This is a genomic window from Streptomyces sp. NPDC028368 (assembly GCF_055565615.1).
Map to the genome: position 1 here is coordinate 63,634 of NZ_JBVHTY010000023.1, position 20,424 is coordinate 84,057.

Here is a 20,424-nt window from a genome sequence, read left to right on the forward strand (position 1 = left end):
ACACATCACCCGATCCGCAACTCTTGACAACTGCTCATGTTCCCTGACAGCAGTGGCACTGCACCACTCCCACGAACGGCACCACACCTCGAAGGGGGCGATCAGCGCATGACCAAGCCTGAGAGCGCGGGATACGACTACGACGTCGTCATCAGCGGAGCCGGCCTCGCCGGCAGCGCCGCGGCGATCTTGCTCGCTCGACGCGGTGTCCGCGTCGCACTGCTGGAACGCCGCTCGGACCCCGAAGCGTACAAGGTGCTTTGCACCCACTCCCTCACGGCCAACGCCTACCCGGTGCTGGACGAACTCGGCCTCATCCCCGCTCTCGAGAAGGCGGGAGCCGTCCGCAACGAGGCCCGCTGGTACAGCCGCTGGGGATGGATCGAGCCGAGGGCCGCGCCGGCGGGTCCCGCGCTGCCGTACGGGTACAACATTCGGCGCAGCACCCTCGACCCGTTGATCAGGTCCCATGCGGCCAAGACCCCTGGCGTCGATCTGCTCCTCGGTCACCAGGTGACCGGGCTGGTCCGGGAAGCCGGGCGAACCTTGGGGGTGCGCGCGTCGACGCCACAGGGCGAGCGCGAGATCCGGGCCCGCCTGGTGGTCGGCGCCGATGGCAAGGACTCGGCCGTAGCGAAGTTCGCCGAGGTGCCTGCTCGGCAGTACGAGAACGCGCGGTTCGGCTATCTCGCACACTTCCGCAATCTTCCGCTGCACGGCGGGATCAGTCACGCCTGGTTCCTCGAGCCCGACATGGCGTACGCGTTTCCCAACGACGACGGGGTGACGGTCGTCGCGGTGCTCCCGGACAAGAAGCGGCTGCCGGCCTTCCGGGAAGACCTGGAGGGCAGCTTCTTCGCATTCGTCCGCGCACTGCCCGAGGCGCCGTCCATCGACTCCGCCGAGCGCCTCACGAAGATCACCGGCACTGTCAACTACCCGCTTCACAGCCGCAAGCCGACCGCACCGGGCGTCGCGTTCATCGGCGACGCCGCCCTGACCGGCGATCCCCTGTGGGGAGTGGGATGCGGGTGGGCTCTGCAGTCCGCGCAATGGTTGGCAGAGGCGGTCGCCTCGGCCGCAACCGGTCGGGGCGACCTCAACAGGTCGCTCGTGGTGTACGCACGCAGACACCGGCGCCGGCTGCGCGGTCACCAGTACCTGGCCGCCGACTTCGCCAAGGCCCGTCCGTTCAATCCCCTGGAGCGGCTGATGTATTCGGCGGCAGCCCGCGATGAGTCGGTGGCGCGGCACATGCATCTGTTTGCATCCCGCCTGATCGGTCCGCTGCGATTCTTGAACCCCCTGGCACTGGCCAAAGCTTCGGCCGTCAACATCAAGCATCGCGGGGCGGCTGCGCCCACCGCGCACCTGTCACACACAGAGTCATGACCGGCTCCCCTCCCACTCCACTCGCTCTCGGCAGCTTCCGCAGAAAGGACCACTGGACCGCTCCGGGGGCCTGTGGAGGCTTGGTTCCATCAGGCCGTGGCACGTCCAGTCGAGGATCCCGTTGAGCAAGAGACCGGCACCCGGCAGTTGCAGTCCGGAGCCGCTGCGCACTGAAGCCCGGATGTGCACATTCACTGCGTATCGAACGCCGACGAAGCGCATCGAGTGGCGGACCCTACAGCGGCGCATGACATTCCCTCCGCAGGAGTTCAGAAGCCGTCGATGCCGATCACGTTGCCGAATGGATCGGTGAGCTGTGCGATCTTGCGGCCGGTGCCGCCTTCGACGTTGAGGGGCCGCGGTGGTGGGTGCCTCAAGCCCTGCACCGCGTCGACCAGTCGGAAACCGGGTGCGAACTGCTGGCCCGGTGGTGTGTGATCGGGGGTATGGCGATTGTGATGGGCAAGCCGGGAGTCGACGGGCTGAGCAAGGCTGTGGGCGTGCTGCGGGAGTGGCAGTACGACGGGGCGCCGATGCAATTGCATCCGGGGGACCTGGGCTGGTTCTGGCGGTTCGGTGCGGAAGCGACCGCCGCGGCGGTCAGGACGTGGAGCCGGGACGGACAGATCCTCGCCGTCGGGCTGCTGGACGGTCCCGGGCTGTTGCGGCTGACGTTCGCGCCAGACGCTCAGCGGGACGAGGAGCTGGCGCAGCAGTTGGTTGAGGACGTGACCGAGCGGGAGCGCGGTGTGCTGCCCGAGGGAAAGGTGAACATCGATGCGCCGATGGGTGCACTGGTCCAAGATCTGCTGTTCGAGAACGGCTGGGACGCCGACGAGCCGTGGACGCCGCTGCGCCGTGACCTCACGGAGCCGGTGAGGGATCCAGGCGTGCGGATCCAGGTGGTCGGGCCGGAGCAGGCGCACGTGTTTGCCGCCGTACGTCGGGCATCGTTCGACGGGTCGAGCTTCACGGACGAGCGCTGGCACGCGATGACGGCCGGATTGCCATACACCGATGCCCGGTGTCTGGTCGCGTACGACGACCAGGGCAACGCGGTGGCGACGGTGACGGTGTGGTCGGCCGGGCCGGGTAGACCTGGGTTGCTCGAACCGATGGGCGTGCACCGGGAACATCGCCGTCGCGGCTACGGCGAGGCGATCACCGTCGCCGCGGCGGCCGCACTCCGGGAGCTGGGCTCGTCGAGCGCGATCGTCAGCACCCCGAGCTCCAATGTCGGCACCGTCGCCACCTACAAGTCAGCCGGCTTCCAGCAACGCCCCGAGGTCCGGGATCGATACCGGGATGCCTAGGGCCTGTCCGACGGGTCGTGCGGCTCCCCTGACGTCTGGGCTGGTCCATGGGGATGGGGCCGCAAGGCTATGCGGGGCTTTGCCTCGTCGGCCGCGGCGACATCGAGGACCACGAGCCCACGAGCCCCAGTGCCGAGCAGACTGACCGCGGGTGGGGTGAGGAGCGGCGGTCGGCAGCGGGTGACGGAGCCGGCGCTTGCCATGGCGTAAAGCGGCGATGCCGTGCAGTGGAAGCCCCGAGGTCCAAGAGTGCGCTGCGTGTGTGTCATGGTGCTCGCTATGGCCTCTGAGTCGAACGGTCCGCCGCGTCACATCGACCCGGGACGGTGGCTGGCGCAGTTCGCAGACCGCATTCTGGTGGTGTGCCCGCGGTGTGGGGGCCGCGCTCTTGTCGTGCCTAGGCCAGATCTCGAGGCACCTCGGTATTTCAGTGAGCTGATGTTCATGCCGCGCCGTCTTGTGTGCGCGGCGTGCGGGGCCACCGACGAATGGGAAGCCGAGGTGCAGGGCGCCGCACTTGTGGGCGCGGTGCTGGGCGGCACCGAGGATCCGTTCTTCCGTCAGCCGCTGTGGCTGCAGACCCGTTGCGTCGGGCACATCCTGTGGGCCTACAACGAGAAGCACATCGATGAGCTGGCCCCCTACGTCAGCGCCGTGCTGCGGCAACATATCGCTTCGCCGACCATGTCGATGTTCTCGCGCCTTCCCGTGTGGATGAAGCGGGCCGACAATCGCCCCGAAGTCCTGGCAGGCCTGGGGAAGTTGCGGGCTCTCGCCGAATGCTCAGCACCGGACACGCGCTCTGATGCCGCGCATCGACGAGACGACCGACCGCGTTCGCGCGGGAGCACGTTCTATCGGGGAGGCCCCTACTAGCGAACTGAGTTGGAGGTTTGTCGTTGGTCGTGTGTGACGCGTCCTGGACCGAAGATTCCGCCGTTGTCGGTGACTGTTGCTCGGCGGGCTGTGCTTGAGGGGTGGGGTGCGTCGGCGTACGACGGCCCAGGCATTGGCTCAACGGTCGCGGATCGTGCTGGCGTGCGCGCGCCGAGGGCCACTCGATCTTGGAGGTGGCACGCCGGCTGCGGGTCGCATCGGACACGGTCCGCACCTGGCGATGAAGGCCCCGCCGGGTGGGCCCGGACGGGCATGCCGTAGAACGTGCGTGTGGGTATGCATGTGGGCACACGTATACGAACGGGCCTGCGGATGGGCCTGCGTTTCAAGATCGGGATGACCATCGCTGCGACGGCCGCGGTGTCGGCAACGCTGACCGGCGCGTTCGTCCCGCAGATCGTCCAGGACGACCGCCGCGACAGCGTCCTCGCCGAGTACCAGGCGGCCGCACGGCGATACTGGGCCCAGGGCCAGGCCACGGCCGGTCTCACAGTCGACCCGGCGGAGGTCCCAGAGGCCCTCCGCAGCCACCTCGCTCCCAGCAGGGACAGAGTGGCTACCTATCTGGACGAGGACGAGAAGGGAACCACCGTCTGGGCCGCGGGCCGCGGTGAAGACGGCGGACTGCTGGCGCTCCGCCGCCACTTTCCCCAGACCCTCTTCGAGGAGCTGCAACAGGCCACCCTGATCGCCGCCGTCATCGGCGCGCTCGGCGCGAGCGTCGTGGGCCTCGGGCTCGCGGCGGCGATGGTCCGCCGACTCCGGCGGTCCACCCGCCAGGCCAACCGGATCAAGGATGGGGAGCTGGACGCCCGCCTGCCCCAGCGCGGGCGGGACGAGATCGCCCAGCTCTCCGCGGCAGTCAATGCGATGGCACAGGCCCTCACCGCCCGGATCGAGGCCGAACGAGCCGTGACGGCGAACATCGCGCACGAGCTGCGCACCCCGGTCGCGGGACTGCTGACCGCGTCGAGCCTGCTCATGGGGGACGACCGTCCGACCGAGATGGTCCGCGAGCGCGCCGTACGGCTGCGGGACCTGATGGAGGACGTCCTGGAGGTGGCTCGGATCGACAATGGGGGCGAGCGTGCCGAGCCGAGGGAGGTGGAACTCGCCACGCTCGCCCGGCGCGTGGTCACGGGTGTGCGGGCCGACCGGCCGCAGGCGGTGGTGACCGTGGAGGTCATCCACGACACCGTGCGGGAGACGGACCCGCGCCGCCTCGATCGTGTCCTCACCAACCTGGTCACCAACGCCCTGCGGCACGGCGCGGAGCCGGTGGTGGTGGAGGTCGACGGCCCCGAACTGCGGGTCCGCGACCACGGCCCAGGCTTCCCGCCCGAACTGATCGCCCACGGCCCCCAGCGGTTCCGTACCGGCGGCAACGGCGGCCTCGGCCTGGGACTGGCCATCGTCACCGGGCAGGCCGGGGTGATCGGTGCCCGTCTGAGCTGGCACAACCCGCCCGAGGGCGGCGCCGTCGCCACCGTCACCCTCCCGCCGGACACCCCCTAATGGCATATCAGGCCCTCCCGTGAGAGACGAAGGCTTGCGAGGCAGAGCCGAGTGCTTGGGCGGATCAGTGCTCGGCGCGGCACGGCTTCGGGTGGGAACACAACATCCCCAGCGCCGGCCAGGAAAAGGCCGCGGCGGGAGCGGGTACCAGGCCGACTAGTTGGGCAACCCGTTCCGACGACGTGCAGCACATCGCCTACATCGGCGTCGACCAGAAGATCCACGAGGTCTACTTCCGGTTCACGCAGGGAGGCTTCCACTGGGAACACAACGTTCCCAGCGCCGGGCAGACAGGGGTTGCGGGAGGCACCAGCCCAACCAGCTGGGTCACCCGTTCCGACAATGTGCAGCACATCGCCTACATCGGTACCGACCTGCAAATCCAAGAAGCCTTCTTCAGGCTGCCGGGCGAGGACCGCTCCCTCGATTACTTCACTTTCGCGGGGGACATCTCGCTGGTAAATCGTGAGAAGTTGATCGACCGGCACAAGTTCGCGCTGTCTTGCATCTCAGGGTGTAACAACTTGACGGATGAAGAGCGGCGGCGTCTGCGCCAGACGTACAACCGGCCGATTTACCACACAACGCTCAACGATCCCAAAGCGAATGGGAGTTCGCGAGTCAACGGTCGCAGCTGAACGTCAATTTCGGGGTTCTCTTCCCGCAAGGTGACGAGGAAATCTCCCAGACGCTCATCCACGAGATGATGCACTGCGCGGGATTCAGACACCCCACACGGCGCAATCCTCCCCCGGGAAGCAGCTGCGCTGCGCCCAACCCGGCCCTTTTCGATTGCCCCAACGACAATGGCGTGTACTACGGCACGCCTCCCCTGCGGGCGGAGTTCTGCATTGCTGGCGATCAAGACGATGTGGTCACCAGAGTGGAGCGCAAGGCCGGTGAGGAAAGCTGCGTGATCGACGAGGAGGGTGTGGCCACGATCCACACAGCGAGCTGACAGCTCGTGAGCGCGGTCTCGTTGCATGGGTGGCGAGGCCGCGTCCCTTCATGAGTTCGCTCCAACAGCCATGAGGTCCGGCCGGCGTGGTGGTGTCGATCCGGATCAGACGGGGTTCCGTACGCCAGCAGGAGCACCATGTGGCTGTCCTTGCACAGGACCGACGGTGCCCCGTCGCCCGGCACGTTGCCCGGCTGTGTGTTGCGGGGCGCACCAGGTGGGCGGAGAGCCCGAAGCGCGACCGACGCCGAACTCTCTGACCTGTCGCAGCGAAGGTTGATCGTTTCTCATCGAAGGTTGAGTGCCTCTCCGCGTGAGTGCCTGTCGTCGATCCCCGACGCGGGGGTCGTGTGGTCAGGAGTGGCTGCTGAAACGTATGGAGAACGGCGCCCCATCGGGGCGCCGTTGACTGCTCGGTGTGAAGTTCCGCAACGACGTCGTCAGAGGACGTCGTAGGTCAGGTGCGTCGCGGTCGATGTCGAGGTCACGCTCCGCTGCACGAGCGTGCGCGGCGCTCCGCCGGTGAACAGTGGCGTCCCGGCGCCCAGCACGACGGGTGCGAGGTGCAGCGTCAGCTCGTCGACCAGCCCGGTGTCGAGCGCCGAGCAGATCGTGGCGCCGCCGCCCATGAGGACGACGTCGAGGTTCTTGCCGCTGTGCGACGACGCGGCCTCGGCGCGCTCGCGTGCGGCGGTGACGGCGTCGGGCAGACCGGTGGTGATGAACGTCCAGTCGAGGTCGGTGAGCCGCACCGACTCCGGCGGGGAGCTCGTCACGACGACGAAGGCTGGCTTGCCGACCTCGCCGGCGCCGTAGCCAGTCTTGTCGTCCCAGCCGTTCGGTCCGTCGACCACGTCGAAGAGGTGGCGGCCGAGGACGACGGCACCCGAGCGGGCCGTCCCCTCGCGCAGGTACCGGCGGTCGTCGGGGTCGTCGGAAAACGCCCAGGTGTGCAGGGCCTCGCCGCCGGTGCCCAGACCGTTGTCCGGGCCGGGGGCGGGCCCGGTGACGAAGCCATCGAGAGAGACCGAGATGTCAGCGATGATTCGAGTCATGTCAAGGCAGACCCGATCCGACGCCCAAACTCATCGCTCACGCATGAGGCCGTACGGGCGGAAGCCGGGTGGCGCCCTCGCGGCGGACGTCCGGCTCATTGACTTCATGACCGGCATTCCGTCACCTCACGAGCTGCATTTCGTCGGTTCGTGCTCCTGCGCTCGCGTGTACGCCCGCTCCCACCCCATGCGGTCCCCCTCATCGCGCCGGCGCCGGCATCCTTCGCCGAGGACGCCACGCTATCTGGCCGTCCGATACCGCGGCAGGACGGGGATCGCGTGCAAAGCGCGGCTGCTCGGGCGACAGTCAGGTCAGGTCAGGTCAGGTCAGGTCACCGGGGCCGTCGGCAGCCACCGCCTTCAGCGGCGCTACGTGCGAGGCATGCCTGGAGCAGGCCGGCACTCCATTCCGGGCTCTCGGGCGTCACCATCCACCGTGGCCGCGCAGGAAGAAGGCGGTGGCAGGAGAGCCCCAACGCCCCTGGAGGGTCAACTCGGCATCCGTCCCACAGGCCGGGCACGCCATCGTCTCTTCAACCAGCTCATCCACCCGGTCGTGGTCCAGCATCGCGTGGTCCGCATCGCGACTGCTCGCGAAACGGCGAGTGACGGTGATGGTGCCGACCTGCACCCGGTAGGTGGCCGTGCGGTCCAGCCCCGGCGTCGTGGGCGGTGGCCCGAAAGTGAGGGAATTGATCTTCGCTGCGCAGTCCTCGGGCACTCCCCTACGCGCGGCCGTAGCCATCACAACAGTCCTTGCGTAGGGCGCAGCCGGGAACGCCCTCTTCGGTCTCGGGAACGCGTGGGGCGTCGTTGCAGGTCAGCCGCGTTGCCCGTGGTCAGTGACGACTCCGTTCTGTTCAGCCGTCGGGAGGGGGGCGGGGATCGGCGCTGTCAGCAGGGGTCCGTGTCGGAGGCTCACCTCATGCTGCGCACCGTGTCACGCAGGCGTCGGGCTTCGTCGATCCGCTTCTCGTAGGTGGCCCCGAGCAGCAGCAGGAGCAGGCCGGCAGCGGCCAGCGGCACCCAGCGAGGGAGGAGGCCAAACGCCTGGATCACGGTCGGGGCGAGTTCGTGCAGCCCGACCAGCACAAGTAGGCCGCTGCCGACGACCAGTGGTGCCTGCAGGCGCGTGCGCACCCCGACCACCGTGATGAGCAGGGCCGCCGTGCCCAGGAGCAGCGGGCGCACCCAGTTCCCGTCGCTCCACATGGCGGCGAGGCTGGGGAGCATGGTCGCGCTCAGCCCCGCACCGTAGGCGGGCCAGGAGCCCGTCCCCGGGGTGCTCGTACGGCGGCGGTGACCGATGACCAGTGCGGCTGCCGTGACCGGGAGCGTGTACGCCTCGGGGGAGGTGACGTCCGCCAGGGCAAGGCGCACCCAGGAGGAGGCGATGAGCAGGGCGGTTCCGACGAGTGCGGCGCGGCGGCGGTCCGGGCGCAGCGCGATGGCCAGGCCCGCGACCCCGGCCACGGCGAGGGCGAGGCTCAGCGCGCCGGGATGAGGGGCCGTCAGGGCGATGGCGGTGACGGCAAGGACATACCCGGCGCCTTCGACGGCCGTGGAGACCTGGTCGCGTCCCGGGCTCCGGTGCCACGCCGCTGCGGCGCAGGCGGCGACGACGGCGACCGCGAGTACCGCGAACGCGGTGACGTGCCGGGGCAGTCCGGCGGTGTTTCCTGACGCGAGGGCCTCGACGCCCAGGGCGAGGACGGCGAAGGCACCCGCGACACGCGCCGTCGTGCGCTCGACGGGCCGGGCGGTCTGCGCCGAAAGGGCGTGGGCGAGTACAGCGGCTGACGCGGCGAAGGTCCCCCACACCGCGAGCACGGCGGCCCGGTCGGCCGACGACCACAGCAGGGTGAGAGCGCCGCTCGCGGCCAGCGCCAGAAGCCGCGGTGCGAGTGCGGCCTCCGGCCGGCGCACGGCGTCCACCGCTACCGCGACGGACGCCGCGGCAGCAGCGGCAAGCACCCACCCGTACGGCAGCCCCACTGCGACCGGCAGCAGGAGCAGCGCGGGGACGGCAGCCAGTGCTGCGGTGTTGCGCAGCGCGTTCGCCAGTCGGTCCGTGTTTTGGTCGCCGACGGCACGGGCACGCAGTACGGCCATGGTGGCCAGGACGGAGGCGACCGACCAGAGCACGACCAGCGGCACGGCGGCGAGCTGCCAGCTCCACCGCGGCGGGTGAGCGTCGAGCCAGAGCACCATGCCGGGGACCACGGGCCGGGTGAGGGCGTACGCGAGTTCCGGCAGCACCACAACACCGGTCAGCAGCAGCATGGTTGAGGCGGCGACCAGCTCTCCCACCGCAGCCGCAGCTTCGGGCGGCGGTGCGAGCGGGCCACCCTTCTCAGGCTTCGCCCACCGGCCGCTCCGCGCACAGGACACCGCCGCCCACACCGCGATGAGCGCAGCCGGTGCCGCGTATCCGGCCACGGCCCACCCCGAGGGTGCCACGCACCGCAAGCCGGCTCCGACCGCCACGATCAACGCCACGACGGCCACGCCCTCGCCGCCGGAGCGCAGCGCGAACGGCAAAGCGCGGAAGCCGCGGCACAGCGCCATACCGAGGAGCGCCAGCAGACCCAACGGCACCCAGGCCCGCATCACCTCGGCCGGCGACGAGGCGTCCACCGCGTGCCACGCCGCGAGCGCCCCACCCAGCAGGGCCCATCCGCCGCCGACCGCCCCGGCCCCCGTGACCAAGGTGGTGGCAGCGCGTTCGCCGCCCAGCCGGTCGCGGAACCCGGCGGGCCCGGTGGCGGCGTGTGCAGTGAATGCGTACAGGGCCGCGAAGTCCACCGCGGCCGTGGCGATCATCGCGCTCGCGTAGTCCTCGGCCGCCCCGCCCAAGGCCGCCGTGCCCAGGAGGCCCGGCAGCTGGCCTATCAGGAATCCCACGGGCAGCGGGAGCCGGAGCCGCTGCCACCAGCCGTAGGCCCCCGCACCCACCGCCATCAGTGTGGTGAGCACCGCCCAGTAGCCGGCCGTCCCGACGCGATCCAGACCGCCGAGTCCGGCCTGCCGGGCGGCGTAGGCGTCCAGGAACACCAGGGCGAGTCCCACCGCGGCCGAAGCCTCGGCGGTGGCCGTGAGCTGCCGCCCCCGCAGCGGACGGGGCAATGCGAGCGCGCACGCGGTCAGCGCGAGCAGTATGGCGGCCCGCGCACCGATGCCCAGCCGTCCCCAGCTCACCACGGTGAACACCAGCGCGGCCACGACCACCAGCACTCCGCCGACGATCAGCAGCGCGGTCCGGGCGGACGGCGCGGAGACCTCCCGCCCCGAACCACCCGCCGTGCCGCCGCCCTCGCCCACGGGAACGGTCACCTGCATCCCCGCAGGTGCGTCCCGGCGTACCCGCAGCGCGGCCAGCAACTCGTGGTGCCGATGCGCCAGCCACTGCCTGCGTGCGTCCAGCGCGCGCAGCTCTCCGGTGACCTGCCACAACGCCAGGGCCTCCGGACCGGTCAGGGGCAGTCGGCAACGGGTGCACCAAGCGGGCGGAGGTGACCCCAGGGGCATTCCGCAGTCTGGGCAACCCGGCGATTCCATGTGCATGGCGCGAGTATGCGTAGTCGTGTCGGCCGCGGCATGAGTAGCTGTACTCAATGTCGCACTGCTACTTGAGGCTGATCCCGATCGTCCGACTCCTAGATGGAGGCTCACTTTCCCCCACGTTTTCCTCAAGGCCCGTGCTGGAGTGCAGCGCCGGCCGTCTCGCGTACCAGCGGTGTCATGCGTTGCCGGGCGGAGAGCAAGCACTGTGACTGGGTGCTTCACCTGGCGGGTTTCGTCAACTGAAGCGCTCAGCGGTTCAGCAGTGCGTATTCAGGGAGTCCGGGGCGGGGCAAGTCGCCATTCCCCGCGCTTCGGCCCCTGCTCGGCATCAAGGATGGAGGCGAGCATCTGCACACTCCGCCCGCTAGGCATGCCAGCCCACGCCCGCTTTCTCCGACGCGTACGCGAAAGCCCCTCACGACACGTCAGGACCTGGCCGCGTTCACTGGTTCGTGGCCGAGCTCTTGAGTCCGCACGTCGAAACGAAACCGTGAGGTCGGACTAGATCAGCCGAAAAGACCACCAGCATCCGCGCGCCCAGGACCTGATCAGACGAGATTTTCGGCGCCCTGAAGCCTCAACCCGTCCGGTCGCCGCAGGTCACAGCCCCACCCACAGACCAGATCAGCTGAGACGGGACAACGCGATCGGCACCACCGCGGAGCTGATGGCCCGGTAGGTGTGCGGCGCCGGCCCCGGATCAGCGCGCGCCGGGCTCTGGTGTCGTTGCGGGAAGCCTGCGGTCCACTTCAGGGTGTGCGGCCCGCGTCGGGGTGCGCGAGGGTCTCCGTCAGACGTTCGAGGCGCATGGCGAAGGCGGTGGCCTCGCCTGGTGGCCACGTTGCCATCTCCTTGGTCAGGAAGGATTGCATCGCGTCACGCAGGGCCACGACTGCCCGTTCACCGTCCGCGGTGAGGACCAACCGGGTGGCGCGGGCGTCGGACGGGTCGGGCTGGCGGGCGATGAGCCCGGCCTTCTGGAGCCGGGTCGCGTAGCGCGTGGTGACGGTGCGGTCCATTCCGATCGCCTCGGCGAGTGTGGTGGCGGTGGCGGGCCCGACGCGGTCGAGTCCGGACAACACCGGGTAGGTCGTGGCGTCCACGCCCTCCACTCCCGCGGTCAGGCGGCTGTAGAGCCCGGCGCGGGTGGCCCGCAGGGTCAGAGCTCCGATGGCGGCGGCCACGCGGGCGGCGGAAGTGCTGTCGCGGATTGGTTCGCTCACCCCTCGATGGTACGTGCAAAAAGCACGGAGTCCTGCTAGCGTCACATGCGTGCAGAAAGCACGTTCATTCAACACGTAAAGGATCGTCATGCCGCGTTCACATCCGCACCAGCCGGCCACACGGCCCGAGGACGTCCTGCCCGCGGGAATCGACTCCACCGAGATCAATGGGCGTACCGTCCGCAAGGGTTCGGTGGCCGCATTCGTCGCCAACGCCGAACGACTCAAAGGCCTCATCGAGGGCACCCCCGAGTACGCCACCCTCATCACGCAGATGCGGGAACTCGCCCCCGCCCTGCATACCATCGGCCTCCTCGACGTCTTCGAGCCCCGCTCCCCCGTGGTGAAACGGATCCTCGCCGACTCTGTGTAGCGCGGAGGGTTCACCGGCCTCTTCGTGAAAGGGCCGGCGGGCCTCGCTCCCGACGGCAGCGAGGATCCGTACTGCCGCGGCCGCCCCTGACCCGGAACGCTGCCGTTGGCCAGACCGTGGTGGAGACGGGGCTTCGCCGCCAGGAGTTCACCTACTACCTGGCCTGCGAAGTGCGGAAGCACGGTCTGCGGACCCTGCGTGAGCGGGGCGTCGGACCGAACGGGGTCAGTCGTCAAAGAAGTCCGGATCGGCCGAGGTCAGGAGGACGCCCAATCGCTCCGGCGATCGATACGATCGCGCATGAGAATGCCCAGGGCTTCAAGGGCCTTGCGATTCGACGAGTACACGGCGAACATCCCGGACTCGGAATCGTGTTCCAACTGGTCCCCCGCATCGGGCAGCTGCCGGGTCACGAGGAGTCGCGCGACGCCTTCCCAGGTATAGCCGTTCCCCTCTCGGCCCGCAGTCTGGATCGTCGGCATCAGCTCGCGCCAGTCCGTGAGCCGATAGCTGTGAGCCGAAGGCTGTGACCGGGATCGAACTCGATGTCTTCGAGCAGAAACGGTGCCAGATCATGCGTGTTCATGGCGCGACGATATCCATCGTCGACGGCGCGGCAGCATGGAGGAGACGCGCCGACCACAAGATCGTTCTCTTGGTTCGGAAAAGGGCACCCGCTATCGCCGACGCGATCGGCCAGCGCCTCCAGGCCCACGGTGTCCGCGTCGCGGTCACCCACCACCACATCAACCGGCCGCCGGTCCCCCGCAAATACCCGCGGCCCGACTGCCCGTTCTGCGCCATTGCCCACGACAGCGCCCCGGCCACGATCGTCCACGAGTGGACCGGTATTTCGTGCATTCTGCGTCTTGGTCACCGAAGCAGCGTCGGGCACAGCGCGTCTCCACGGTCGTCAGGATTCCAACCCGGCTTGGGTACACGGGAATTCTGATGGCGCCGTGGAGGCCGGACAGTCGCTCCTGGCAATGGTTCTCCGGCCCGCCGTCAAGGTCGTGGGGAGGGGTTTCCTCCCGGCCTGCTGGTCAATTCGGAGCAGCGGGCGCGTGCCGGACTCCGTCGTAGGGACGACTGCGGCCGACCCCTACCTCCCAGGAGGGAGATGCGGCCTTCGCAAGGAAGCGCGGCACACCGACGGAGAGGGACCCGCGCCGCTCTTCGGTGACCAGGCGGGGAAGGACCAGATCCCACAGGGAGGCCACCCGCACGGCCAGTTCCTCGCAGGACAGGCCAGTCCTGGCCATGGCCTCCACGCCACACACCGTGGTGGCGACGAGCGTCTGCAGTGCCGGCTCCGGGACGTCGGCGCGGATCTCGCCCACCGCCCGGGCCTGGCTCAGCAGGGACCAGGCGGTGGACATCCACAGCTGGTAGAAGTCCGTGGCCGCCGACCGCTCCCCGTCGTTCTCCCTGGCGAGGCGGAAGTTGGCCCGGACGCTGCTGTCGTCGCGCATGCGCTGCGCCAGCCAGTGCATCACGTCGATCAGAGTCTGCAGGGGCGATCCGCTGCGGGCCATGAGCTCCTCGACCGTCCGCGCCAGCTGGGTGCGGCCGACTTCCTGGACGGCGCCGGCCAGTTCGCCCTTGGAGCCGAAGTGAAAGTACAGCGCCCCCTTGGTCAGCCGCGCCTGTCCGCAGATCGCCTCCAGCGTCGCGTTCGCGTACCCCAGGCGGTCGAAGGTCTCGGCTGCGGCCCGCACCAGCCTCCGCCGGGTAAGCACCGACCTCTGCTGCACCACAAACCTCTCCTTGTACCGTTCTGGTTGTTCTGGTTGTTCTGGGAGTTCTGGTCGAGGTCAGCCGACGTGTGCCAGCCGGACCGAGCCGGCGTCCGTCATGGTGTCGGACCGCCTGGGGGCCGCGGTAAGGATCGCGTGCTGCAGTCGACGCAGTCCCGCAGAAGGCTCCAGCCCCAGCTCCCGTATCAGCGTGTCGCGCAGCCGCTGGTAGACGGCGAGCGCCTCGCCCCGGCGGCCCGAGTAGTGCAGGGCCACCATCAGTTGCCGGTGCAGCGTTTCGTGCAGGCGGTAGCGGACCGCGAGTAGGGAGAGCTCACCGAGCAGCTCGCGGTGGCGTCCCAGCCGCAGCTCCGCCTCGATCCGCTGGTCGAGGGCACGCAGCCGGGCTTCCTCCAGCCGCTTGGCCTCCATCTCCAGCAGGGTCCCGGCCCGTACGTCGGAGTAGGCAGCGCCCTTCCACAGACCGAGCGCCTCGCGCAGCGTCCGGGAGCAGCCGGGGAAGTCGCCCGCGGCGATGGCACGGTATCCGGCCGCGGCACGCTGCTCGAACTCCCGTACGTCGCGGGCGCCTCCCCGACTGTCGAGCCGGTAGCCACCGGGCGCCGCGGCCAGGATGCTCTTGGCGTCCGCACCTTGCCGGTCACCGCCGCGCTCCAGGGTCGCCGCGATCAGCTCGCGAAGCTGAAGCACGTACACCTGGAGGGTATTTCGGGCACTGCGCGGCGGCACGACGCCCCACAGCTCGTCGATCAGCACGGACACGGGCACCACCTGATCGGCATGCATGGCCGGCACCGCCAGCAGCTGGCGCGGTTTGGGTGCCGTCGGCGCGATCGAGATTCCAGCACTCCCGTAGCGAGAGCGATCCCAGCACAGCGATGTCCATGCTCTCTCCCCTGTGGGCGTTCCCTGACGGGCCACAGCGTGACGCCACCCCCGTCTCTCCAGATTTAAAAACAGACTAGCCGGTTTGTCAAAAACGAACCGATCGACCGGTTTCCATTGCCGCGCCATTTGGTCCGGCTATGTGAGAGCTTGTCAGTTCCCGATTCGTTGCCGACTGCTCAACGCTCAGGGCCTGCGCAGCAGCGCCTCCGGGGCGACCTTGCCCTCCAGCCGCGCCAGCGGACCGCCCAGGCAGTAGTGGATGCCGTGGCCGAAGGCGACCTGCCGGTTGTTGCCGCGGCGCGGATCGAAGCGCTCCGGGTCGGCGAAGACGCGCTCATCATGGTTGGCCGAAAGCAGCGACGGGGTCACCATGCGGTTGGCCGGGATGGTTACTCCGCCCACCGTGACCTCCTGCGTCGTGACGCGGGCCATCAGCGTGATCAGGAGACGGTAGTGCAGCACCTCCTCGATCGCCGCCGGAACGAGCGGGATATCGGCCCGAAGCTCTGCCGTGACCTGCGGATTCTCCTCGAGACACAGCACGGTGTTGCCCCGCAGCAAGGAGATGGAGACGTGGCCCGCCATCAGCAGCAGGGCACCGAACTCGACGATCTGACGGTCAATCAGGCGCTTGCCCTCCACCTCGGCGGCCACCAGGCGGGAGATCAGGTCGTCGCCAGGGTTGGCGCGACGGCCGTCGATGTACTCCTGGAGGTAGGCGCCCATCTCCTTGAGCGGCTCCTTGACCAACCGCTCGTAGTCCTCGCCCGCTTCGTCGCCGAACTGCATGTCCACCGGGTCGTCATGTCCACCGGGTCGTCGACCTGCATCGACAGCATCCGGTCCGACCAGCTGCGGAACAGCGTCCGGTCCTAGGTTGCACTGTACGGCGTACAACTATTTTTCGAAACACCCTCAACCAGGGCGCGGACGCCCCCAACGGGGCGCCTGGCAGCGGGCGGAGCCGGGCCTCAGCGCCCCTGGCGAGGCGTTCGCGGGAGCCCGGTTTCGACGCCGTCGCTTCCGGCGCAGTTGAGCTGGCCGCTCTCCACCGGACCCGCCGCCAGCCTCGGCAGCAGCAGACCCCAGAAGGCGGCGAGCGAGCGGGATGCCCACCACGCCGGGTCGTGCCGGCCAAGGACTTCCATACCCACCGTCGCCGCCACGACGGCGGCCGCGGCGTCGGCGGGCTCCACTGAGGCGGTGAGGGAACCCTCGTCACGCGCCTTCAGCAGCAGTTCATGAACCAAGCGATGCCACTGCCCCCGCAGGTCGGCACCGGCTTCGCGTGCCGTCTCCCCGCCCAGGCGGAAACCAGCACGGACGATGACGTCCTCGCGCAGCCGGCGGGCGAGCGCATGACCGGCGTCGACCAGGGCCTGCAGCGCGGAGGCCTCCCGGCCGAGTGCGTGCTCGGCGATCGCACCCAGCCGCTTGGCCGCCGCGCTCTCCACTGCGGCGGCCAGGGCGTCCTTGGACTCGAAGTGGAAGTGCAGAGCGCCGTTGCTCATTCCCGCCTGCCTGCTGATGGCGGTGAGTGACGCCGCGGCGAAGCCCTGTTGATCGAAGACCTCGGCCGCCGAGCGCACCAACTCATTGCGCGTTCGAAGGGCTCGTTGCTGTCTCAGCGTCACGGAGGCTCCAGACGTAGGCCGTTCAGCGGCAGGGCCGTCGATGGAGCGGGCTGCTCGAGTCCCGACGGGTGGGGGGATGAGGCAAAAGACGCGACCGCGGCCGCAGATCCGGCAGAGAGGGGCACGCGCCAGGCACTTAGATTACAAACCGATGCGACTGTTTGCCAAGAAAAAGCAGACCGGTCGGCTTTTTTTGGGGCGCGACCGCTCTGGCGGCCTGGAGCAGCCGCCGGAACGAAGGTGCGCGTGCGAGCAGTTCAGATCCGGAAGCCGCATGGCGGAGGCACCTGGATTCTCGGCGCCCCTTCTGCCTCGGACAGGGTCGCGCAGACCGTGGTCACTGCTCGGCTGGAGCGCGCGGTGCAGGCGCAGTTCCATCCGGCCCCCCACGGGTGACGTCCAGGAAGGTCGGCACTGGACGCGGTGGAGAAATGCCGAGAACGCTGCTGGAAGAGCGACTGGGTTGTCGATCTCGGCATTCAGAAGTCCTTCGACAGCGCGCCTCGGGGCTTCGTGATCAATGCAGTGGAGGCTCACACCTTCGGTTTGAGCCCCTGCCGGCGAATCCGTTCCCGCCCTCCGCGTTCGATGCCTGGATGGCTTGGGAGTTGGGGAGCGGGATGGAGGAGGTCGGACTGCGGCTGCATCCGACCAGGACCCGGATTGTCCACTGCAAGGACGCGAACCGGCAAAGCTCGCATAAGCACACGTCGTTCACGTTCTTGGGGATTGGCTCTCCGCGTGCGCGCGGCGCGTAGCAGGCACGGGGTGACCTGCCCGCGCTTCCTGCCGGCTGCCAGCAAGGAAGCCCTCCAGAAGAAGGAAGCCCTCAAGAAGAGTGCGGAGGTGCGCAGTTGGCATGGCAGGCCACGCCTGCCGCTCTGACACTGCGATCTGCGACCTGCGACCTGCGACCTGCGACCTGCGACCTGCGACCTGCGACGCCGGAGTACGGATCTCCGTGCGGGTTCCCTCCCACCGAGAGTTGATATACGCCGTAGACGACAGTTGTTGCCGTTCGTTGAGAAGGCTGTTGCTCTTCTGAGGTCTTGAAGACACCACGACGACGCCCCGCCTATCGGGGGCCGCCTCCGGCGGTTGCCCCGGCCCAGATTCCCGGCCGGTTGTGCCCCTACCGCCCCTCCCCGCCGCAGCGCGGGCCGCGTGTGCTGCCTTCCCTTCCGTGTCGAGACCACGCCCCCTCCCGGAGGACCTCTTATGTCTATGTCAACCACGTCCGTCACGTCCGTCGTCTGCTCCGACCTCACCTTCTCCTGGCCGGACGGCACCATCGCGTTCACCGGCTTCCACCTGGTCATCGGCCCGGCCAGACCGGATTGCACCCGGACCAGCGACACGGGCGTGCGAAAGTTCACCGGGAATCGCCACATCCCTACGCGGGACCCCGCTCGGCGGCGGCCGTGTTTCAGCAGGCCGGCGAATTCCGTCGGTTGGCCTGGACGCCGGGCCACGGTCGGCGTTGTAGCCGTCCAGGCCATGACGTCGACGACGTCCGTGGCCGGCTCGTCCCGACGCGGGTCCTGGGCCGCCACCAGCACGCGGTGGACCGGCGCCACCGGACCGTCGTGATCACTGCTGCAGGGATGGGCGGCACCCACCGAGGCGCTGAGCAACGCCGTTCCGCTGGTGGCCGTACGCAGATCGCGGAGCAGATCATGAACGCCGCAGAAGGACTGGCCAGGCGCTGCGCAAGGCTGTGGCTCGAGGTGGGCTTCGGCCCGGACATCGCGCACGGTCGGCCGCCGTTCAGCGCGAGATCTGACCACGCACGCCCCTGAACCGTCCCACGACCGCTGGGTGGGAACGGCAACCGCCCTCGTGACCATCGGGGGCGCAGGGCGCCGCGCATGGCAGGCGTCGCGGGCGGGAGGCTAGCGCCGCCTGGTTCTGCCGAACTGGCGTGCCCAGTCCGGCAGAACTAGCCGCGTGTCACGAGCTGGGCGGGCTTGCCCTACCAGCGGAGGCGAGGTCCGGGGCGCTGTGGCAGACGGTGCTTCAGGCGGAAATCGGCATATCGACGCTTCCGCCGGCTTCCGCGTCCCGGCGTGCCTGTTCCTGGTACGCCTCCCAGATCCGGGTGCCGCGGTCCGGTGAGGTGTCCAGCTTGGCCAGGACACCCGGCACGGCGACGCTGGGGAGAATGTGTTCGTAGAGCCTGGAAATTCGGCGCTGGAGGCACTCGCCATCATCGAGATCGGAGGTGACGATCTCCATGCCGGTCCATGCCGCGACGATGACCATCGCGGTTTCCTCCGGAACGGTGTGCGGCAGCAGTTCGCCCTGCTCCTTGGCCAGGGCGAGCTGTTCTCCCATGAAGGTGACCCAGGGCGTCCACGAGGTGCCGAACAGAGCGCGGGCCTTCTGGTCAGCCGATAGGCGAATGGCCGCACTCAGCATCGGCTCTCGGGGGACACGGTAAGCGAGCACCATCCCCACATCCACGCACTCCTGCAGTTTGGAGTCCTGCGACACGACGCCCTCAGTGGTGACGGCCTCATCGAGCACAGCGCGGGCCACGGCTTCCTTGGAGTCGAAGTGGAAGTACAGGGCACCTTTGGTTACGCCCGCCCGCGCGATAATCTCGGTAATGGTCGCAGACTCGTATCCGAGCTGGTCGAACACAAGGCCCGCCCCATTCAAGATCTGCCGACGGGTCTGTATCGCTCGTGCCTGTTTCGCCATGACGACTCTCCCTGTTACCGCATGCGCATTGCCTCCCCGCTCGAGCAGGTGCTTCGTAGCTCGGTGCGGCGTCGCATTGAAAATCAAACCGGTTAGTACGTATCTTATCACCAGCCGTTCGAAGCTCTGCTGCTTTGAGGTACCTAGGGGGGACCTATGTCCAGGCCTTTGCTCAGACCCGACCGTATACACAGCTCTGCCGCACCGCCTGCGCCGCGACGCGCCATCGAACAGAGTCCGCGCGTACCCAAAGAATTTGTCCATCTCCGGTACGGTGACTCCGTATTGGCGACCGACTGGCGTCGCACCGGCGCCATGAACTTCCAGGTAATGGCCGCATGGCCGGCTCCGGGCAGCGGGGTGCCGGGCCGCGGATTCCGGAGCGGGGCCATGAAGGCCGCCCAGACGGTGCGGCAGGCGGCACTGCTGCTCGCACACGCGGAGTTCGGGGCCCCACTGACGCATGCGGTACTGCTGCGTACCTTCGACTTCGCCATCGACGTGGAGCGTCTGGAGGCTGAAAAAAAACCGGTCAACCTGATTCTTGAAGTCCTCTGCGAAAACACCAATTCGCGAGGCAACTCCATCAGCGGTCTGCACTTGACGATGAGCATCCACTACGAAGGACAGCAGGTCGGCACGGCGGCCACCAGCTTCGGATGGATTCCCCCGGCGGTCTACCGCCGCCTCCGGGGCGCTCACGCCGAGGCGGTGCGTGACCAACCGCCGCTACCGGCTCCCGTCCCGCCGGCTCAAGTGGACTGCACCACCGATGTCGAGGTGGTGCTGACTCCCACGGACAAGGTCAGCCGGTGGCTCCTGCGCGGTGACTTCCGCAACACTGCGCTGTACGACCACCCGGTCGATCACCTACCCGGTCTCGTTATGATCGAGGCCGCCCAGCAAGCCGCCCGCTTGGTGACATCACCGGGGACCTTCCGGCCGTCAGCCGTCACCACGGTCTTCGACCGCTACGTCGAGTTCGACAGCCCGTGCTGGATCGAAGCGCGGCCCGTCGCCGCTGAGGCCGAGGGCGCCGCCGCGGTGTGCGTGACCGGCCACCAGAACGGCGAAACGGTGTTCACCACCATGCTCACCGGCCCCGGCCCCGGCTGCTGATGCCGGGCGATCGCCGCGGGATATCAGCGGTGT

General features: G+C 68.8%; 19 protein-coding genes and 1 pseudogene. 9 read left to right on the forward strand and 11 right to left on the reverse strand.

The features are described from left to right. Window positions 1-108: 108 nt before the first annotated feature. From ACZ4S3_RS36300 to ACZ4S3_RS36325, 6 genes are all read left to right on the forward strand, one after another. Window positions 109-1,392: an NAD(P)/FAD-dependent oxidoreductase gene (locus ACZ4S3_RS36300; protein WP_467942534.1), complete on the forward strand. Its 1,284-nt coding sequence runs from the start codon at window positions 109-111 to the stop codon at window positions 1,390-1,392. A 446-nt stretch (window positions 1,393-1,838) separates the two neighbouring features. Then, entirely contained in the window at window positions 1,839-2,705 is an 867-nt protein-coding gene (locus ACZ4S3_RS36305) for a GNAT family N-acetyltransferase (RefSeq protein ID WP_467942538.1), read from the forward strand. A gap of 438 nt (window positions 2,706-3,143) precedes the next feature. Beyond that, window positions 3,144-3,581, forward strand: a complete 438-nt coding sequence (locus tag ACZ4S3_RS36310; RefSeq protein WP_467942541.1) for a hypothetical protein — start codon at window positions 3,144-3,146, stop codon at window positions 3,579-3,581. A 357-nt stretch (window positions 3,582-3,938) separates the two neighbouring features. Next, a complete protein-coding gene (locus ACZ4S3_RS36315) occupies window positions 3,939-5,117 on the forward strand; it encodes a sensor histidine kinase (protein ID WP_467942543.1) in 1,179 nt (392 codons plus the stop codon). 182 nt (window positions 5,118-5,299) lie between these two features. Beyond that, entirely contained in the window at window positions 5,300-5,755 is a 456-nt protein-coding gene (locus ACZ4S3_RS36320) for a hypothetical protein (protein WP_467942547.1), read from the forward strand. A gap of 173 nt (window positions 5,756-5,928) precedes the next feature. Further along, on the forward strand, window positions 5,929-6,075 hold the full coding sequence (locus tag ACZ4S3_RS36325; RefSeq protein ID WP_467942549.1) for a hypothetical protein: 147 nt from the start codon (window positions 5,929-5,931) through the stop codon (window positions 6,073-6,075). A 440-nt stretch (window positions 6,076-6,515) separates the two neighbouring features. Here ACZ4S3_RS36325 and ACZ4S3_RS36330 read toward each other — a convergent pair whose 3' ends face one another. The 4 genes from ACZ4S3_RS36330 to ACZ4S3_RS36345 all read right to left on the reverse strand — a co-directional run bounded on the left by ACZ4S3_RS36330 (window position 6,516) and on the right by ACZ4S3_RS36345 (window position 11,917). Continuing rightward, window positions 6,516-7,130 carry a dihydrofolate reductase family protein gene (locus ACZ4S3_RS36330; protein WP_467942552.1) on the reverse strand — a complete coding sequence of 205 codons (615 nt, stop codon included), beginning with the start codon at window positions 7,128-7,130 and terminating at the stop codon, window positions 6,516-6,518. A gap of 424 nt (window positions 7,131-7,554) precedes the next feature. Then, the gene (locus tag ACZ4S3_RS36335; protein ID WP_467942555.1) at window positions 7,555-7,875 is read right to left on the reverse strand and encodes a hypothetical protein; all 321 of its coding nucleotides are present in this window, start codon (window positions 7,873-7,875) and stop codon (window positions 7,555-7,557) included. A gap of 173 nt (window positions 7,876-8,048) precedes the next feature. Further along, entirely contained in the window at window positions 8,049-10,583 is a 2,535-nt protein-coding gene (locus ACZ4S3_RS36340; protein WP_467942559.1) for an SCO7613 C-terminal domain-containing membrane protein, read from the reverse strand. 860 nt (window positions 10,584-11,443) lie between these two features. Further along, on the reverse strand, window positions 11,444-11,917 hold the full coding sequence (locus ACZ4S3_RS36345) for a MarR family winged helix-turn-helix transcriptional regulator (protein WP_467942562.1): 474 nt from the start codon (window positions 11,915-11,917) through the stop codon (window positions 11,444-11,446). A gap of 88 nt (window positions 11,918-12,005) precedes the next feature. On the opposite strand from ACZ4S3_RS36345, the gene ACZ4S3_RS36350 reads away from it, so the two are divergent. Next, window positions 12,006-12,290, forward strand: coding sequence for a hypothetical protein (locus ACZ4S3_RS36350; protein WP_467942566.1), 285 nt, complete (start codon window positions 12,006-12,008; stop codon window positions 12,288-12,290). Between the two features lie 257 nt (window positions 12,291-12,547). Here the strand turns inward: ACZ4S3_RS36350 and ACZ4S3_RS36355 are convergent, their stop codons facing one another. From ACZ4S3_RS36355 to ACZ4S3_RS36380, 6 genes are all read right to left on the reverse strand, one after another. After that, window positions 12,548-12,772 (reverse strand): Imm51 family immunity protein, encoded by a 225-nt coding sequence (locus ACZ4S3_RS36355; RefSeq protein ID WP_467942568.1) that lies wholly within the window; start codon window positions 12,770-12,772, stop codon window positions 12,548-12,550. Next, window positions 12,772-13,167, reverse strand: coding sequence for a hypothetical protein (locus ACZ4S3_RS36360; RefSeq protein WP_467942570.1), 396 nt, complete (start codon window positions 13,165-13,167; stop codon window positions 12,772-12,774). The genes ACZ4S3_RS36355 and ACZ4S3_RS36360 overlap by 1 nt, the downstream gene beginning before the upstream one ends. Window positions 13,168-13,333: 166 nt before the next feature. Then, entirely contained in the window at window positions 13,334-14,047 is a 714-nt protein-coding gene (locus ACZ4S3_RS36365) for a ScbR family autoregulator-binding transcription factor (protein WP_467942574.1), read from the reverse strand. A 57-nt stretch (window positions 14,048-14,104) separates the two neighbouring features. Beyond that, complete coding sequence (locus ACZ4S3_RS36370; RefSeq protein ID WP_467942577.1) at window positions 14,105-14,833, reverse strand: AfsR/SARP family transcriptional regulator; 729 nt, start codon at window positions 14,831-14,833, stop codon at window positions 14,105-14,107. A gap of 285 nt (window positions 14,834-15,118) precedes the next feature. Then, window positions 15,119-15,724, reverse strand: a complete 606-nt coding sequence (locus ACZ4S3_RS36375; protein WP_467942662.1) for a cytochrome P450 — start codon at window positions 15,722-15,724, stop codon at window positions 15,119-15,121. A 182-nt stretch (window positions 15,725-15,906) separates the two neighbouring features. Further along, window positions 15,907-16,569 (reverse strand): ScbR family autoregulator-binding transcription factor, encoded by a 663-nt coding sequence (locus ACZ4S3_RS36380; RefSeq protein ID WP_467942579.1) that lies wholly within the window; start codon window positions 16,567-16,569, stop codon window positions 15,907-15,909. 1,589 nt (window positions 16,570-18,158) lie between these two features. Here ACZ4S3_RS36380 and ACZ4S3_RS36385 point away from each other — a divergent pair. Beyond that, window positions 18,159-18,349: pseudogene (locus tag ACZ4S3_RS36385) on the forward strand (OleI family self-immunity macrolide glycosyltransferase); the annotation flags it as partial. 236 nt (window positions 18,350-18,585) lie between these two features. Here ACZ4S3_RS36385 and ACZ4S3_RS36390 read toward each other — a convergent pair. Further along, complete coding sequence (locus ACZ4S3_RS36390; protein ID WP_467942583.1) at window positions 18,586-19,272, reverse strand: ScbR family autoregulator-binding transcription factor; 687 nt, start codon at window positions 19,270-19,272, stop codon at window positions 18,586-18,588. Window positions 19,273-19,428: 156 nt separating this feature from the next. On the opposite strand from ACZ4S3_RS36390, the gene ACZ4S3_RS36395 reads away from it, so the two are divergent. After that, the gene (locus ACZ4S3_RS36395) at window positions 19,429-20,391 is read left to right on the forward strand and encodes a ScbA/BarX family gamma-butyrolactone biosynthesis protein (RefSeq protein ID WP_467942586.1); all 963 of its coding nucleotides are present in this window, start codon (window positions 19,429-19,431) and stop codon (window positions 20,389-20,391) included. The last annotated feature ends 33 nt before the right edge of the window (window positions 20,392-20,424 follow it).